Origin of the sequence: Collinsella sp. An271 (assembly GCF_002159695.1) — a bacterium.
In the GTDB taxonomy this organism is placed as follows: Bacteria; Actinomycetota; Coriobacteriia; order Coriobacteriales; family Coriobacteriaceae; genus Collinsella; species Collinsella ihumii.
Genome location: NZ_NFJE01000011.1, coordinates 25,526 through 41,071, shown reverse-complemented (window position 1 = coordinate 41,071; position 15,546 = coordinate 25,526). Strand labels below are relative to the sequence as shown.

General features: G+C 60.6%; 13 protein-coding genes. 11 read left to right on the top strand and 2 right to left on the bottom strand.

Annotated features, from left to right (window positions below; genetic code table 11):
- Window positions 1-42 precede the first annotated feature (42 nt).
- From B5F74_RS09805 to B5F74_RS09785, 5 genes are all read left to right on the top strand, one after another.
- Window positions 43-606: a TetR/AcrR family transcriptional regulator gene (locus tag B5F74_RS09805; protein ID WP_158095747.1), complete on the top strand. Its 564-nt coding sequence runs from the start codon at window positions 43-45 to the stop codon at window positions 604-606.
- Between the two features lie 374 nt (window positions 607-980).
- Window positions 981-2,018 carry a macro domain-containing protein gene (locus B5F74_RS09800; protein ID WP_158095746.1) on the top strand — a complete coding sequence of 346 codons (1,038 nt, stop codon included), beginning with the start codon at window positions 981-983 and terminating at the stop codon, window positions 2,016-2,018.
- A gap of 98 nt (window positions 2,019-2,116) precedes the next feature.
- Complete coding sequence (locus B5F74_RS09795) at window positions 2,117-2,788, top strand: vWA domain-containing protein (protein WP_087202065.1); 672 nt, start codon at window positions 2,117-2,119, stop codon at window positions 2,786-2,788.
- 71 nt (window positions 2,789-2,859) lie between these two features.
- Window positions 2,860-3,570 (top strand): metallophosphoesterase, encoded by a 711-nt coding sequence (locus tag B5F74_RS09790; protein WP_087202063.1) that lies wholly within the window; start codon window positions 2,860-2,862, stop codon window positions 3,568-3,570.
- A 646-nt stretch (window positions 3,571-4,216) separates the two neighbouring features.
- Window positions 4,217-4,858, top strand: a complete 642-nt coding sequence (locus B5F74_RS09785; RefSeq protein WP_343217554.1) for an SOS response-associated peptidase family protein — start codon at window positions 4,217-4,219, stop codon at window positions 4,856-4,858.
- Window positions 4,859-4,980: 122 nt separating this feature from the next.
- On the opposite strand, the gene B5F74_RS09780 is transcribed toward B5F74_RS09785, so the two are convergent.
- Window positions 4,981-6,300 carry an ISL3 family transposase gene (locus B5F74_RS09780; protein ID WP_087202059.1) on the bottom strand — a complete coding sequence of 440 codons (1,320 nt, stop codon included), beginning with the start codon at window positions 6,298-6,300 and terminating at the stop codon, window positions 4,981-4,983.
- 829 nt (window positions 6,301-7,129) lie between these two features.
- Between B5F74_RS09780 and B5F74_RS09770 the strand changes: the two genes are divergently transcribed.
- A complete protein-coding gene (locus B5F74_RS09770; protein WP_087202055.1) occupies window positions 7,130-8,179 on the top strand; it encodes an Lrp/AsnC family transcriptional regulator in 1,050 nt (349 codons plus the stop codon).
- Here B5F74_RS09770 and B5F74_RS09765 read toward each other — a convergent pair.
- Window positions 8,176-9,654, bottom strand: a complete 1,479-nt coding sequence (locus B5F74_RS09765; protein ID WP_158095745.1) for a gamma-glutamylcyclotransferase family protein — start codon at window positions 9,652-9,654, stop codon at window positions 8,176-8,178. The genes B5F74_RS09770 and B5F74_RS09765 overlap by 4 nt on opposite strands.
- A gap of 405 nt (window positions 9,655-10,059) precedes the next feature.
- Between B5F74_RS09765 and B5F74_RS09760 the strand changes: the two genes are divergently transcribed.
- The 5 genes from B5F74_RS09760 to mcrC all read left to right on the top strand — a co-directional run bounded on the left by B5F74_RS09760 (window position 10,060) and on the right by mcrC (window position 15,458).
- Window positions 10,060-10,554: a BsuBI/PstI family type II restriction endonuclease gene (locus B5F74_RS09760; protein ID WP_066833985.1), complete on the top strand. Its 495-nt coding sequence runs from the start codon at window positions 10,060-10,062 to the stop codon at window positions 10,552-10,554.
- Window positions 10,554-11,243, top strand: a complete 690-nt coding sequence (locus tag B5F74_RS09755; RefSeq protein ID WP_087202051.1) for a hypothetical protein — start codon at window positions 10,554-10,556, stop codon at window positions 11,241-11,243. The genes B5F74_RS09760 and B5F74_RS09755 overlap by 1 nt, the downstream gene beginning before the upstream one ends.
- Entirely contained in the window at window positions 11,240-11,782 is a 543-nt protein-coding gene (locus B5F74_RS09750; protein WP_087202049.1) for a hypothetical protein, read from the top strand. The genes B5F74_RS09755 and B5F74_RS09750 overlap by 4 nt, the downstream gene beginning before the upstream one ends.
- A 430-nt stretch (window positions 11,783-12,212) precedes the next feature.
- Window positions 12,213-14,396 carry an AAA family ATPase gene (locus B5F74_RS09745; RefSeq protein WP_087202048.1) on the top strand — a complete coding sequence of 728 codons (2,184 nt, stop codon included), beginning with the start codon at window positions 12,213-12,215 and terminating at the stop codon, window positions 14,394-14,396.
- Between the two features lie 6 nt (window positions 14,397-14,402).
- Window positions 14,403-15,458, top strand: a complete 1,056-nt coding sequence (gene mcrC / locus B5F74_RS09740; RefSeq protein ID WP_087202046.1) for a 5-methylcytosine-specific restriction endonuclease system specificity protein McrC — start codon at window positions 14,403-14,405, stop codon at window positions 15,456-15,458.
- The last annotated feature ends 88 nt before the right edge of the window (window positions 15,459-15,546 follow it).

Here is a 15,546-nt window from a genome sequence, read left to right as displayed (position 1 = left end):
TGAGCGATGTGTCCATTCAGCAGTTCCCGGAAGGGGGAGCCGATGGCGCGCCACACTGATCGAATCGAAGCGGGCCGTGCTGCGGCATCCGTCCACGTTGAGCGGATTGCCGACCGGACGCGCACCATGCGGGAGTGCCACGCGCCCGAGGCGTTTGAGCGCGCGTTTCTGGGGCTTGCGCTCGAACGCGGCTCGACGGGCGTGACGGCAACCGATGTGATCGAGGCCTCCGGGTATAGTCGTGGCAGCTTCTACCGTTATTACGCCGATCTGTATGATCTGCTCGAACAGCCCATGTCTTCCGAGGTCGAGGCCTACGTATGGTTGGTGAGTCGGGCGGTGGAGCAGGGGCTCTATCTGGAGCGCGAGTTCGACCGCGTGCTGTGCGTGGCGAACGATCTGCTGATTCATGTGGAGGACCGCCTGCTGTTCTACCGGGCGCTCTTTTCGTCCGATGTGGACTGCATCGGATTCGAGGAGTTCTGCAGTCGGGCCATCGCGTGCTTTCGCGCATCTGGCTACCACGTCGTATGCGGGGGAGCGGGCGAGATTGACGAGGACTTCTATTACTACTGCACCGCCCGATCGTTTCTGATGTACATCTAGTACTGGGTCGAGCGCGGCTGCAGTACTCCCCGTGAGCAGCTTGCGCGCCAGATAGCGTCTATGAGCGCGCCGGAAAGCGCGGGCATGCGGCCGCGCTTTCTGAAATAAACAGGGATTACCTGCCATTGACGGGTGCGTTTGGCAGCGCCCGCCCCGCCGCGACCTCCTTCCTGCCAAAATGCCCCGTCTCAATGGGCTGCTTGGGGACGGGTTCGTTTCAACCCATCCGGCGGCCCCTGCGGTTCCCGCGAACCGGAACGGAAGCATCCCGCCACAGCCCCCTCCTTCCAAAATGCCTCGCTCCAAGACGCATCAGAGCGCAGGTGTGGGACAATGGGCATGGTTCCAGTCGATGCAATAGGACGGGGTGCGTCATGCCGTTTGCCATCGAACGCAACGATATCGCCAAGGTTCATGCCGACGTGCTGGTGAATGCCGCCAACGAGCAGCTGGCTCCGGGAGGCGGCGTGTGCGGCGCGCTGTTCGAGGGTGCGGGATACCAGCAGATGCTCGCGGCGTGCCGGGCTATCGGGCACACGCCCACGGGAAGCGCTGCCGTCACACCGGGCTTCGACCTGCCGTGTCGCTGGGTCGTGCACGCAGTGGGACCGGTGTGGCGCGGTGGGGCGCACGGCGAGGAGCAGCTGCTCCGCCGGAGCTATCGAAGCATGTTCACCGAAGTTGCTCGCCTGGGCGCCTCCTCAGTTGCGTTTCCGCTGATATCGGCGGGCATCTACGGCTATCCGATCCGCGATGCGCTGCGTATCGCGCGCGAGGAGACGGCGGCGTTTCTGGATGAGCACGATGACGTGCGGGCGACGCTCGTCGTGTTCACGCGCGACGTCATCGTGCAGGGAGGCAGGCATCTTGCGGACCTGCGCGCCTATATCGACGATACGTATGTGGAAAGCAGCCCGCACATGCGTTGCCGGCTGGCGGAGATGCCGCATATGGATGTGCCCGATGCGGCGGCGATGGACGCCATGGTTGCGCTGGGACAGGCGCCCGGGGTCGTGTGCGCCGGTGCTCCTCGGAACGAGGATGAGCTCGCCGACCTGCTCGATCATCTCGACGAACCCTTTTCCACGACGCTGCTCGCCCTTATCGATGCGCGCGGCCTGACCGACGCGCAGGTGTATAAGCGCGCGAACATCAGCAGACAGCTCTTTGCCAAGATCCGCTCCAACCCGGCGTATAAGCCGACCAAGCCGACGGCGGTGGCGCTCGGCATGGCCCTCGAGCTTACCTACGACGAACTGCAGGACCTGCTTGCCCGCGCAGGGCTCACGCTGTCGCGCAGCAGCAAGTTCGACGTGATCGTCGAGTTCTTCATCATGCGCGGCGACTACAGCATATTCGATGTCAACGAGGCCCTGTTCGCGTTCGACCAGCCGCTGCTCGGCTCAGCATAACGCGGTGTGCGAGATGTCGCCTGGCGGTTTACCTATCGTCCGAGGTTGACCGGTAGTCTTCATGGTGTCGGAAGCGAATCGATGTCAAGGAGGCAACCATGAGCAAGAAGCAGCAGGACAAGCAGGGTCTTCGCACCGAGATCGTTTTCATCTTGGATGCGAGCGGGTCGATGAGCGGCCTTGAGAGCGACACGGTCGGCGGGTTCAACGGCATGATCGAGCGCAATCGCGAGGAGCCGGGCGAGGCGGTGGTGTCGACCATCATCTTCAACGATAAGAGTTACGTGCTGCACGACCGCATCGATATTCGGGAGGTGCCGCGCCTCACGCGCAGGCAGTACCGCTGCAGTGGTTGCACGGCGCTGCTGGATGCGGTAGGCGGCGCCATCAAGCATGTCGACGTGGTGCAAGGTGTGCTGCCCGACGGCTACAAGGCGGACAAGGTACTGTTCGTCATCACGACGGACGGGATGGAGAACGCGAGTCGGCGCTTCTCGTATGCGCGGATCAAGAACATGATCGAGCGGCGGCGAAAGCAGGGTTGGGAGTTCCTGTTCATCGGTGCCAACATCGATGCGGGGGCGGAGGCGGAGCAGCTGGGAATCGAGCGCGATCGCGCGGCGGACTATCTGGCCGACGAGCAGGGCACCGAGGTGCTCTATGCTGCGATGGCATCGGCTGTGGCGAGCGTGCGCAGCGCACCGACGGGCGGGGTGCTGGGGAACACCTGGCGCGAAAATCTCGACGAAGATATCCGCACGCGTCGCTAACGAAGAGCCCGCCACGGAGGCGGGCTCTACCATGGGGGACAGGTACAATTGGCGGATGAGGAGGGGTCGCTATGAGTATCTGGATCTCCGGGGACATCCACGGCAGTATCGATATCAAGAAGCTGTCGTATCGCCGCTGGCCGGAGGGCCGGATGCTCACGTCTGAAGACCAGCTCATCATCTGCGGGGACTTCGGCATGCCGTGGGATGGTTCCAACGAGGAGAAGTACTGGCTCGGCTGGCTGTGCGACCGGCCGTGGACCACGTTGTTCGTGGACGGCAACCACGAGTGCTTTCCCCATCTTGCGGAATTGCCGGTGAGTGATCGGTGGGGAGGCCGAGTGCAGGTGTACCCTGACCATCCGAGCATCATCCATCTCATGCGCGGCGAGATCTACGATATCGATGGGGCGCGCATCTTCGCGATGGGTGGGGCGGCGAGCCACGACAAGCAGTGGCGCACGCCCGGTTGGGATTGGTTTGCCGAGGAGATGCCGAGCGCGTTGGAGCTGGGTTCAGCCGAGGACCGGCTCGAGGCGGCCGACTGGCGGGTTGACTACGTGGTCTCGCATTGCTGTTCCACGCGCATGCTGGACGCTGCGCTTGCGCGCACGCCGTATCCCGATGGGCGAGACATGCCGGATGCCCTGAATGAATGGTTCGACATGCTAGAAGATCGGCTGACGTATCGCCGGTGGTATTTCGGACACTATCACGCGGACGCGGAGCTGGACGGACGGCATCGATTGCTGTATCGGGATATCGTGGAGCTGGGAAGATAGGGGATGCCGGGCTCTGTCGCGCTGCTCCTTTCGCGCCGTCCGCGGGATGGGCATTGCTTGCCGCAATTGTGGACGTCCCGGGCACGTGAGCTCCTGCGGTAGAGGTTCTGCATGCGTGCGGTGGGGGATCCGCACCGCAAAACCCCAGGATAGCAGGGGTCAATAATTAATGAAAATGAATTTGGTATCAACTCTCAAGGTACTCAAGAAAACAGCCAAATCTGATAAGCCCTTTGAACTGCTGATTCTTTCATGCGCCAGCCGCCGAACGTCTCCGCGGGGCGCTCAAAATGTCTCAAAGAGGCCTTTATAACCCAATTATTGATACCAAATTCTTTCGGGTGCCCTCACATGTCTTGATAAAACCTTTTATCAAGGTGCGATTCTCCCTACGGGCGGATACAACGGGTTTGTCGCGTGTCGTACGGTACGGGTGTTGCCTCCTGGTCGTACGCGCTATCGTCTTGGTGGACAGGCGCAGCCTGAGGTTTTGCCCTAGCGGGGTGATGCGGCGCGACGCGAAGGGCCTTCGCGTCGGTACAGGGTTTGCCAGTGATGAGCTCGCAATGCTCGACGAGGCAGGGTTGTTCCATCGCCGCTTTCCGCGCGCTCCGCAGCGGAGCAGTAGCGCGTATCATAACCACAAATGTCGGAAACCGGAGGTTGCGCGATGTGCCAAAGAATGTGTCCGCTGAGTTTCGAGGAGGCCCAAGAGGTCCTTGCATCGCGCGAGGAGACGGGGCGCGCTCGCGTGACGGCGGACGAAACGTTCGATCCGGCGCGCGATGCGTGGCCTGGTTCGATGGTTCCCGCGCTTGTTCCCAACGAGAGCGGGCAGCTTGTCGCCACGAAACTGATATGGGGTTTCGACGCTCCAAACGGGTCGCGCGCTGTGTTCAACACGCGAATAGAGACAGCGCTGGCGCAACTGCGCGACGGACGCGGCATGTGGGCCGGGGCTATCGCGCACGGGCGCTGCTTGGTTCCGGTGCGAGCGTTCTATGAAGGACACGCCACCGAGCGCGTAAAGAGCGAGCGTACAGGTAAGCCCGTGCGCCGACAATATCGGTTTCTCATGCCGGGTGCCAAAGCGTTTCTTCTTGCCGGCGTGTGTCAGGATGGAAAGCTTTCCATTGTGACCTGCGAGCCCAATGCTGCGGTCGCACCCGTGCACAACCGCATGCCGCTCGTGCTGGGACCCGGGGAGTCGAGCATATGGCTGGGGCCGAATTTCGAGATGCTTGCGGACCGCAGCCGCGTGCGGTTGATATCGGAGCCAGAGCGGTAGGAGCGTCGTTTCCGGCGGGGCATCAGGAGCACGAGAGGGCCCTGTGTGCCGGCGCTGAATGTTGAATAGAACAAATATTTCCAATAAAACAGAGCCTTCGGTAGTTTCTGTGGGCGGGACGATCACATCGCCCTGCCCGGGATCGCCGGCCTGACGTCGGAGCATCGCAGCATCAGCAGCGAGACCAGGTTGTCGACGTTGCGGAAGCCGTAGCCCATGCGGACGGTGACCTTGATCTTGTTGTTCACCGCCTCCACGCGGCCGTTGCCGATCCCGAGCTCGACCGCCGCCAGGACGTCGTCCCTCCTGCGGCGCACCTTCCTCCCCGCATCCGCCATCTGCTCTATCCTGCACCTCGACGCCCGCGAGAGCCAGCCGTCCAGCCTCCGCGACGCCTCCGCCGCCGTCGGCGCGCGGAAGACCGCCCTCAGGTCCTCCTTGAGCTCCCAGGCGCGCAGCAGGCGCGAGCCGGCGCGCCCCTTCAGCGCCTCGAGCTTTGCGCGCTGGGCGTCGGTGAGGCCGGCGGGGTCCTTGAGCAGCGCCCACCTGGTGCCCCTCACGGCGTCCGCCGCGGCCTTGGCCTCGAGGTGCTCGCGGGGCGTCTCGTCGCCCCTGGACGGGCGGCCCGGGCGCGACCTCCTCGGCCTCGCCGCGTCGGCGGCGCGCTTCGCCTCGCGCCACTCGCCGCGGCGCACCGCCTCGAGCGCGTCGTCGGCCCAGGCGACGACATGGAACGGGTCCATCACCCAACGGGCGCTGGGGCACCAGCGGCGGACCACCGAGCGCATCCAGCGCGCGCCGTCGGCCGTCACCGCCCCGATGCCGCGGCGCTGCTCGCGGGTGAGCCGCCGGAGGAGCCCGCGCAGCACCTCCTTGCCGACGCCGTCGCCGGCCCAGACGAGCCTGCCGGTGTCGTGGTCGACGACGACGGTGACGTACCTGCAGCCCTTCCTGTAGCCGGTCTCGTCGATGCCGATGCGCCTCAGCCCGTCGTGGCGGCCCGCGCCCCGCGAGGCCTCGAGGTCGGCGAAGACGCGCGAGCATATGCCGCCCACGGTGTGCCACTCGACGCGGGCGAGCTCGGCGACGGCGCTTGCGCAGCAGCGGACCGCCAGGCACGCGACCCAGTCCTCGAAGTCGCGCGTGAACCTGGAGCGCGGCCGCGCCCAGGGCACGCGCTCGGTGACGACGCCGTGCTCGGGGCAGCGCACGCGGCTCGGGGCGTACTCGAGATGGCACCTGGAGCGCGCCAGGTCCATCGCGCGCCAGAGCCGCGGCGAGCGGGCCGCGTCGTGCACCGGGCGCCTTCTGCCGCAGACCGGGCACCGGCGCGCCTCCCGCGCCCACGGGCGCACCGAGAGCACGACCCCGCCGCCCTCCATCCTGCATCCGGTCACGACGGTCTTGACCAATCCGAGCGCGTAGCGCAGTATCTTCCCCATGCGCGGGACCTCCAGCCTGGTTGAATTCGACACTCAAATCCTAGCCGGAAACCGCGCGGGGCGGCCCCGCGAGGGGCCGCCCCTATCGCTCCCGCCCTTTTCTGCAGGCTGGCTCGGAGGAGCCCCCCGATTCCACCCACAGAAACTACCGAAGAGCCTTTTTGTTCCTGGATTGAGCTTGCTTTACTTAGCGAAGACGCTCGGGCTAGGAATTTAGCTAGGCAGATAATTGAGAGACTTCACGATTATGCAAAGCCAGAACGAATCTATGAACAGCTATTGCCAGCTTCGAAGGAGCTTTTCGTAGGTTGTCTCTAAAATGAATGCGATTCGGTCTTCATGCATTCGGTTGGCTGGACTCATTGATCTAAGCCAGCGCCTACGCGTTGGTGGTGGCATTTGGACGGGCCGCCCCGCATACATTATGCAAAACGCGTGCGGGGCGCTTTTCTCCGCCATTGTTCTTGTCCATAATACAGAGAGGATGAAGTTGACTGGCATATTCTTCTATTAGCGCCGCTGTCCTATAAGGATTGTGTCACATCTCCGTGGCGGAGCGGCGGCGTTCGGTAAGTGGAGCAGGGGCGTTTTTCGCCTGTAAGATGGCTTATTGGCTAGTAGCTCCGTTTGATATCGCCATACCTGGTGCCGAAAAGGATGATAACTCAGTGTTCGGCGGGCGGAAGAGCTGCGGCCGTTTTAGGCGTCATGCTCAGCTGGGTATCGGCATCCCGGGGAAATGCTCGAACGGATGTTTTGGCTGATGTGAGCGGGGTCACGTACCTCCTTTCCGATTATCCTGTTGCCACTCAAGCTTCCGGGAGGGGTAATGGATATTCGAACCTTCATCAACCGAAATGCGCTCGGTCATCGCTTGCTCGATCGTCTATTGAGTGGGCGTAGCAGTCCCTTTTGCACCGGACAGGTAGATGAATGGCTGTTCGGCCGACATCCCGGGCAGATTGGTAGGCAACTCGAATCCGAGTGGTTTGCGGCATTCAAGGGCGGTGTCAAGTCCTACGCTCGTGAGCTATACGGCGCAGACCGCCTCGATCTCTATCTGGAGGTCCGCGATCTCATCGACGCTCTGCGCGATCAGGGCTATGTTCCCAGAACGGTTAAGTATGAGCTCAAGGATTCGTTTCTCAGCCGTGACGAGGTCAATCTTATTATTCTCAAAGAGATGCAGGAGCCTATTACGCAGGATAGGCTGGCTAACGATGTTCTCGGGTGTTCGCGTCAGACGGTTGGCGAGCGCTTGAAGGAGCTGCAGGACGGTTACCGGCTTGGGGACATGAGCGTCAAAATTGCTCCCGAGCGTGGCGGCAGGCTCCAATCGACAGTTCATCCCATTCTGCTTCCGCTTAATCTTTCCGAGGTCTACGTGTTGTTGAGTGCCCTGGGAGCGCAGACGAGCGGATTGAGCAGGGAGGATCCGCATTGGGCGATCCTGAACGACGTTGCCGAGAAGATCTATTTCCAACTGACCGACTATGCTCGCGATCGTATCGATGGCCGGCTTGCCGAGCAGGGTTTCCATCTACAGGGAGATACGCCTCCTATCTACGTGGGTGATCAACATGCTCATGTGCGGGGGACAACCGGCTGTTCGATGTCCTGGGCCTTCTTTGAGAAGGCGCATAAACGCGTTGAGGTGATTTGTGCTGACGGGGAGGGGGAGGAGTCGACGTACGTTGGCTTTATGGACGGATGGACCGATGCGTCGCCCTATGTGGATGCAGATGCCGGAGTCGATCCCAGGCACTGCTTCCTGGTCAAAGACATTGATGGCGCGTGTGTCGCTGTAAGCTGGGAGAACGTTGTAGATATCCGGAGCGTCCCAGATGGAGGGGACGCTCCGGAACCTGGTTGTCGTTAGCGCTCGATTGCCTGCTGGAGGTACTCCTCTGCCAGCTCATCAGTGAGGGCTCCCGCCCCCTCGGTAAGACCCCTCTGCATGACATCGAGGTAGGCCTTGCTAGGCATGACATGTTCCCGCTCACGGGTATTGGTGAACGTGATCATGGGGATGCCGGCGTGCTTGCCGATAAGCTGCTTGCTGCTATACCAGTTTGCGCCATTGCCCTCCTGCTCATGAATGTCCGCGAGCTGCTCTTTGGTAACAAGGTATGCACGGCCGAAGGCAAGTCCCGTGCGCGAGGTGTCGAGGAACGCGACGCCCGAATTGCCCCATGAGGCGCTCTTGTTTCCGAAGTACACGTTATAAGGGATGGTGACCGAGATATCGAACAGCGGCGCCGTCTTGTCACGGCAACCGTCATAAGCCCTTCCGTTGTCCTCGCAGAAGCCGCCCTCGATGTAGCACATGAAGCGCTCGCGCAGAAGATTCGAGCCATACGCCACATACCAGACGTGCGTCCTCTGGAGCTCTTTGAGATACGGCCAAGGCTGCAGCTCTTCGGGCACCCGGGAATCATCCGTAACCTCGTTGCGGTACACGTAGACATAGGCTTTGAAGACGGGCCCATCGTCCATGAAGGCGTTGGCGACGGCCCGGTCATACAGGCTGCCGAGCTGCTCAAGAATATCGAGCCGCTCGAGCGCGTCAGCATCGCACAGGATGAGCTCTCCGGTTGCGGTCAAGGGCTTTTCGGTGTACTTGACGGCAGGATAGGCGCCCAGGTCATGCAGCGCGAAGCCGAAGATGGCTGCCGGACCGAGGTGCTCGCAGTCTTCGATGAGGTAGTGGTTGGCCTCCCCCGACATGAGGGTGCCATAGACGAAGACGGGCACGGAGACGGGGCCATTGAGCGTTTTGACGATGCGAATCATCTTGACGGTGACGTCATTCCCGAAAGGAAGGATGGTGTCGCAATCTTCAATCATCTTGGCGTACTCCTCGGCGATCTCGATGAGCATTGCCGTGAACTCAGGACAGAGATCGGGCTGATAGTCGAGGATGGTCATGATACCGGAGTCGATGAAATCCTGAACGGTCCGCATCTGGTCCCGGAGCCCGTCGATGCCGTGTCCCATGAGGCGACGGGAACAGCTGAACTCGAGGCCGCGCTGAAGTGCGGGGAGGATGTTCTTGTTGGGGCTGCCGGAGAGCATAGCCTTGATGAGGATCTGGCAGCAGATATAGGTCGGATGATAGACGAAGTCGACGCGGGCATCGGAGGGAACCTCATAGCTGGAGAGGTAGGAGAAGCTCCCGTCTTCGCGCTGGAAATCGATGATGGCGCGCACCGTCTCAGCGAACTCCTCGCTGTCGATGGGTGCCTCGTCGCGCAGCCGGATGAGCCGGTCTGTCTGCTCGAACATAGCGGGGATGTCGGGACCGGGCTCGTCGTGGCGGTTGCTGATCAGGTCGCGGGTGAGGATGAACGACATTGTTGCTCCCTTCATCGGGGTTGAATTGACGATGCCATTCTCTTGTGGAGGTAGAAGAAAGTCTGCCAACCTAAGGTTGGCACTTCTCAACGGGGCAGGGTGGGCGGTGCGTTTCGTGAGCGGAAAACAGGGGCTTGCGGGGATGCGGGCGTTGTCTGCAGGACGTTTGTTCCGCCAATTACTTGGTGGATGCACGGTAACCGTTCGCTTTGCCTGTGCTGCTCAGTATCGCTTTTTTGTATGTTGCAAGCAGAACGCAAAATAAGTGTCGCACGAACGCGGCCGCTTGCGATTCAAGGTTTTGTCTGGACGGTTTGATAGACTGTCTGAGATAAGACAAAGCCGATATGTGACTTGTCGAGGTGAGTCGATGGCGCCAAGTGCTCTTATGACGGCGGAGAGGGCGTGTTCGCACGTGGCGTCGACCACAGCGAAGGTGGCTCGTCCCAGTTACCCCGGCATCTCACGCCGAGCCAGATGGCGAAGCTCGCCGCGCCGATGTTCTCCGGCGTCGAGAGCAAAAGACACTACGCTGTTTATTGGTTGCGCCGTGGGCGCCCACACGATGCCATCGATGCGGCGATGTTCGGGTTCGTTAGAGTTAAGTTGCCCAGTCGCGATAAGGGGTCAGATTTCATCGTTTGGCGTGAGGGCGAGGGTCAGCTCTACCTCATGGAAGCGTGCCCGTCGTATGGTCTGGTGGATCTTACAAGTAAGCACGGACTCGTCAACCTGTTTGGTTGCTGCGGGTTCGACCTTATCCACCAGCCGCATTTTCCGAACAGAAGGGCCACGCATAATTGTTTCGGTGACTTCGCCTGGGAGACTGAGACCTGGTGTGCTGATGCGCTCAGCCACATGTTCCTTTTCGATGGCGAGTATTATATGGGGTCGTACTGATGCAGCTTACATATCTCATCAAAAGCGCCGAGGTGAGGGATCGGTTTATCAGCGAGAAGCTGCCTGACGGGGTGAAGCGTGGTGTCGTTGGCACGTACGAAGCCGACGGTGGCGAGCTGTACATTCTCTCCTTCAGCGTCAATGGGTCGACCCTTGCTGGTGCAAGGGCGCTGTCCAAGCTAAGGGGCAGCCTGCGCGATGCCGTCAACGCCCGTCTGCTTGTGGACGACGTGTCATTAAAGTTTGCTAATTCCCTGTATCCGCGTTTCGCAGAGTACGAGCGAAAGTTGAGACTCGCGATAACCCTTGCGACGTGCGCCGAACACGACAACTTCGATGACAGCTTAGTGAAGAGCCTCGAGCAGCTGACTCTCGAGGGTCTCGGGAGGCAACTGTTCTTCGATACGTCGTTTCAAGGCAAGGTCAAAAGTAAGATAAAAGATTTATTCACAAAATGCGAGATTGTTGACTTCATAACGGGACTGCAAGAAGATACCGTCTGGATTCAGCTTTTCCGCGAGGAAACGTTGCCTTCTGTTCGCAAGAACTATTACGCCTTATGTGACATGCGCAACAAGGTGATGCACCATAAGCTGATTACTGAAGAGGCCTATGATCGCGCTCGGAGGATGCTTCGGCGTCAATCGGCGAGCTCGATGCGTATGTCGAGAAGATTCGTTCTGATGTGAGCTATCCGAAGCAACATGCAGCACGCGCTGCGAGCGCGGCCAAGCTCATCCGGGAGAATTACGAGTCCATGTTCCAGAATCTTGGCGGCAGCTCAGAGCAATTCGCCGCCGTGGCCATTGCTGCGCAAAAGGCCGCGAGCCTGATCGACACGAGCGAGCTCGCGTCGATCGTTGCGCAAACGGCCGGAATTCAGGAGATGATTGACAAGAATCGGGAGACATGGGCATCGGTAGCGAGGGTGGCGTCTTCGCTTGGGATCGCTCAAACACCTGGGCTCACGTCGGCAATTGACGCTATCGGTCAGCAGACTCAGCTGCAGAAGCTGATATCTGACGAGGCTTTTGCCAATCTTGCACGTCCCGCAATATCTATCGATTTTCCTGCGTTGCAAGCAAACGCTTTGCCGAATGCCGCCATGCCTATATTTCCACCTTCCGGTGGCATCAGCTCGATTTCCGCCGATACAGGGTACGTGGATGAGGAAGTTCCTGATGAAAGATTATCGGATGAGGAAGATACGTCTGAATTTGACGAGTGAGAAAGGAGCCGCTCCTGCTCGGGTATACGCTTGAGTGTTGAATTGAGCTTTGGCGAAGCTCATGGGTTCCGGTGGTATTCCTGCGCCAATCCAAACGCGGGAAGAAGTCGCGAGCTTCTTTCCATATCGCTCCCGCAGGAATAGGTTCTGGCCGAGAGCGTCGTGCTGACTCTGAGAGCCATGCTTTACCCTCCTGCCGAGCAGCCCCTCCAAGCTTGTCGCAACGGCAGCGCACACATAGGGGCCCAACGTTCCGTTTGGCCCCTAGAGCGTTGGCGCTAGCTAGGCGCTATTCGTCCGGGCGATTTCTACGCGTTGAGGTGCCGGATTCAATCGTTCAGCACATGGCCTGAGCGGTGGCAGCCATATAGGGGAAAGACACTGTCTGCTATGCAATAATCAGGCTGATTGCCATCTAAAGGAGCGCCTTATGTCTGACAAGCTGACCTGGATTCCGTTCTACACCGAGTTCGCCGATAAGCTCCTGCCGTTCCGGGATGACCGGGCGGCCTTGATTGAGCGCATTTGCGCCGTGTATGAGCGCATCGGTGTCAAGCTTCCAAAGCTTGAGTCGAGCGGCCGTCCGGTCGACATCGACCCCTTTACGGTATTCGGTCTGTTCAATAAGGGCGTTTCCGATACCACGCGTTTGAAAATCATCGCTGGCTTTAAGGATGAATTCGGTGTTGCCGCGCCGAAGCCGGAGGACTTCGATGGCATTCCCGTGCTCAACAATCTGTCCGCCACGTTCTACTGGTTCGAAGGTATGCGCGGGGATCATGACATCGATACACTGTGGGATGTGCTCGCCTGCGCGCTCGCGTTGGCCGAGCAAGACGGAGAGCAAGAGCGCCAAGCGTTCGCGCAGGTATTCGATGAGGCCGTTTCCCATCACGGCGTCAAATGGAACCTGACCATGGGTCTCTTCTGGATCCGTCCCTACGCGTTCATCAATCTCGATTCGCGCAACCGCTGGTACATTGGAGACCAGAACTCCCTCAACGATGAGTGCTCGAACCTCGTCAAGTCTTTTGGGAATGACGTTCCTAGTGGAAGCGATTACCTGCGCATGCGCGATGTGTGCCGCGAGGCCTTCGCGTCCGGTGACGTCAAGGATGGATCGACCGACTTCCCAACTCTGTCGTATAACGCCTGGACCGTCTCGGAACGTGCCAACGCGGAGAAGGCCGCCCAGAAAGATGCGGCTGCTGCTCAGATGGGGGAGGCGTCCATGGGCGACGATCCCGTCAGGCCCGTTCACTACTGGGTGTATTCGCCCGGTCCCTTCGCCTCGAAATGGGATGAGTTCTATACCGCTGACATCATGGCGATCGGCTGGGGCGAGATCGGTGACCCGGCTTCCTTTAAGACCCGGTCCGACTTGAAAGCCTGCCTTAAGAGCAAATTCGGCGGCTCGTCGACGTATGCCAACTCGGCTTTGGCGCTCTGGCAGTTCGTTCACGATATGCAGCCGGGGGATATCGTCTTCGCCAAGGCGGGCAAGTCCAGACTTGTGGGCAGGGGCGTGGTCACGTCGGAACCCGTATTCGATGAATCCCGTGATGATGATTACAGAAATGTTCGCGGGGTCGAATGGACGCACCGCGGGAGCTGGGAGTTCTCCGGGAACATGGCGACCAAGACCCTGACCGACATCACGGTGTTCACCGACAAGGTCAATCAGATCGAGGCGCTGTTCGATATCGAGGACGACTCGATCGAGGCCGAACCGCCCGAGGTCGATTATCCGCGGTATTCCGACGCGGACTTCCTGTCCGAGGTCTACCTTCCCGAGGCGTCCTATCGCGAGCTCGTTGCCTTGCTCAAGCATAAGAAGAACGTCATCCTCCAGGGTGCGCCCGGCGTGGGCAAGACCTTTATGGCCAAGCGCCTGGCGTACTCCATCATGGGGGTGAAGGATTCCAGCCGCGTCGAGCTCATCCAGTTCCATCAGAGCTACTCGTACGAGGACTTCATCATGGGCTACCGCCCCAACGAGAGCGGGTTCGAGCTCAAGACCGGTGCGTTCTACGACTTCTGCAAGCGCGCCGCCGACGATGGCGACAACGAGTACTTCTTCATCATCGACGAGGTCAACCGCGGCAACCTGAGCAAGATCTTCGGCGAGCTGTTCATGCTCATCGAGCCCGACAAGCGCGGCCTGGGCATGCGCCTGCTGTATTCGAACGAGCGCTTCACGGTCCCGCCCAACGTGTACCTTATCGGCACCATGAACACGGCCGACCGCAGCCTGGCGCTGATGGATTTCGCGCTGCGGCGCCGCTTCGCGTTCTTCGAGCTGGAGCCTGGGTTCGACACGCCCGGTTTCCGTCAGTACCAGAAGTCCCTCGCCAGCCCCGTGTTCGATAAGCTGGTCTCATGCGTGCGCCAGCTCAACGACGCGATCGCATCCGACGAGTCGCTCGGCCGCGGGTACCGGATCGGGCACAGCTTCTTCTGCGGGCTCGATGCGGAAGACCCGTCGCTCGGCTCCCGCCTTGCCGGAATCGTCGACTACGAGCTCGTGCCCCTGCTGCGCGAGTACTGGTTCGATGAGCCCGACAAGGTGGGCCATTGGGAGCAGCTGCTCAAGGGTTCCGTATCCGCCGGGTAGCGCGCCATGATTCCTATCCGAAACGTCTACTACATGCTGGCCTACGCGTTCCGGTCCCTACGGTCGGGCGGGTTCGAGCGGCTGGCCTCAGAGGATTTCGACAACTCGCTAGAGCTATGCGCCGCTATCCTCTGCCACGCGGTGGAGCTGCGGCTCAAGCAGGGTGTCAAGCGCGATTACCGGACGCGCCGCGAGGCCATGTCCGCTCTGCGCGGCAAGGTGGACGTGACGGCCACGGTCGCCTCGCAGGCACCGCTGCGCCGGCAGCTCGTCTGCGAGTATGACGAGTACTCGGTGGACTGCCCCGAGAACCGGATCATCAAGGCGACCATGTCGCTTCTGGTCCGTTGCTCTTCCGTCGATGCGCGGTACCGCAAACGGCTGCGGTCGCTGTCGATGTATTTTGCCGAGGTGGCGGATCTCGACGTTCGCCATATCAATTGGCGTATGGTGTCCGGCCGCGCCGACAGCACGTCCCGTATGATCATGTTCGTGTGCCGACTGGCGATCGATGGCGCCCTTCAGGCAAGGTCGGAGGGCGGCCAAAGGCTGCGCAGCGTGCTGGACGACCAGGCGATGCATCGACTGTACGAGAAGTTCATCCTCGAGTACTACCGCGCGGAGCACCCCAACCTGTCCGCCCGAGCAGAGCAGATTCCCTGGTGCGTGGACGGCGAGGTCCCGCCGGCGCTTCCCGTCATGCAGACCGATGTGACGCTGCGAGCGGGGGAGCGGGTGCTCATCATCGACGCCAAGTACTACACGCACAGCATGCAGCGCAACTACGGTGCGTGGACGTACCATTCGGGAAACCTGTACCAGATGTTCTCGTACGTGAAGAACGCCCAGGCGGCACGTCCCGCCGGCGCGCCTCCCGTTGCGGGGATGCTCCTGTACGCCAAGACGGATGAGGAGGCCGTGCCGGATGAGGAGTTCTCACTGAGCAGCAACACCATCGCAGTCCGAACACTCGACCTGGCACAACCGTTCGAGGGCATTCGAGCGCAACTCGATGTGATTGCATCCAGGTTTCTTCTGGCTGAGGGGGTGTGTATAGAGTGATTGCCCGTTTTCAGGCAGAGGCTTATTATATCCTCTTTAATAATGCGAAGAGGGATACAGGCTGCGCCTGTGGTCCAGTCTACCCGCC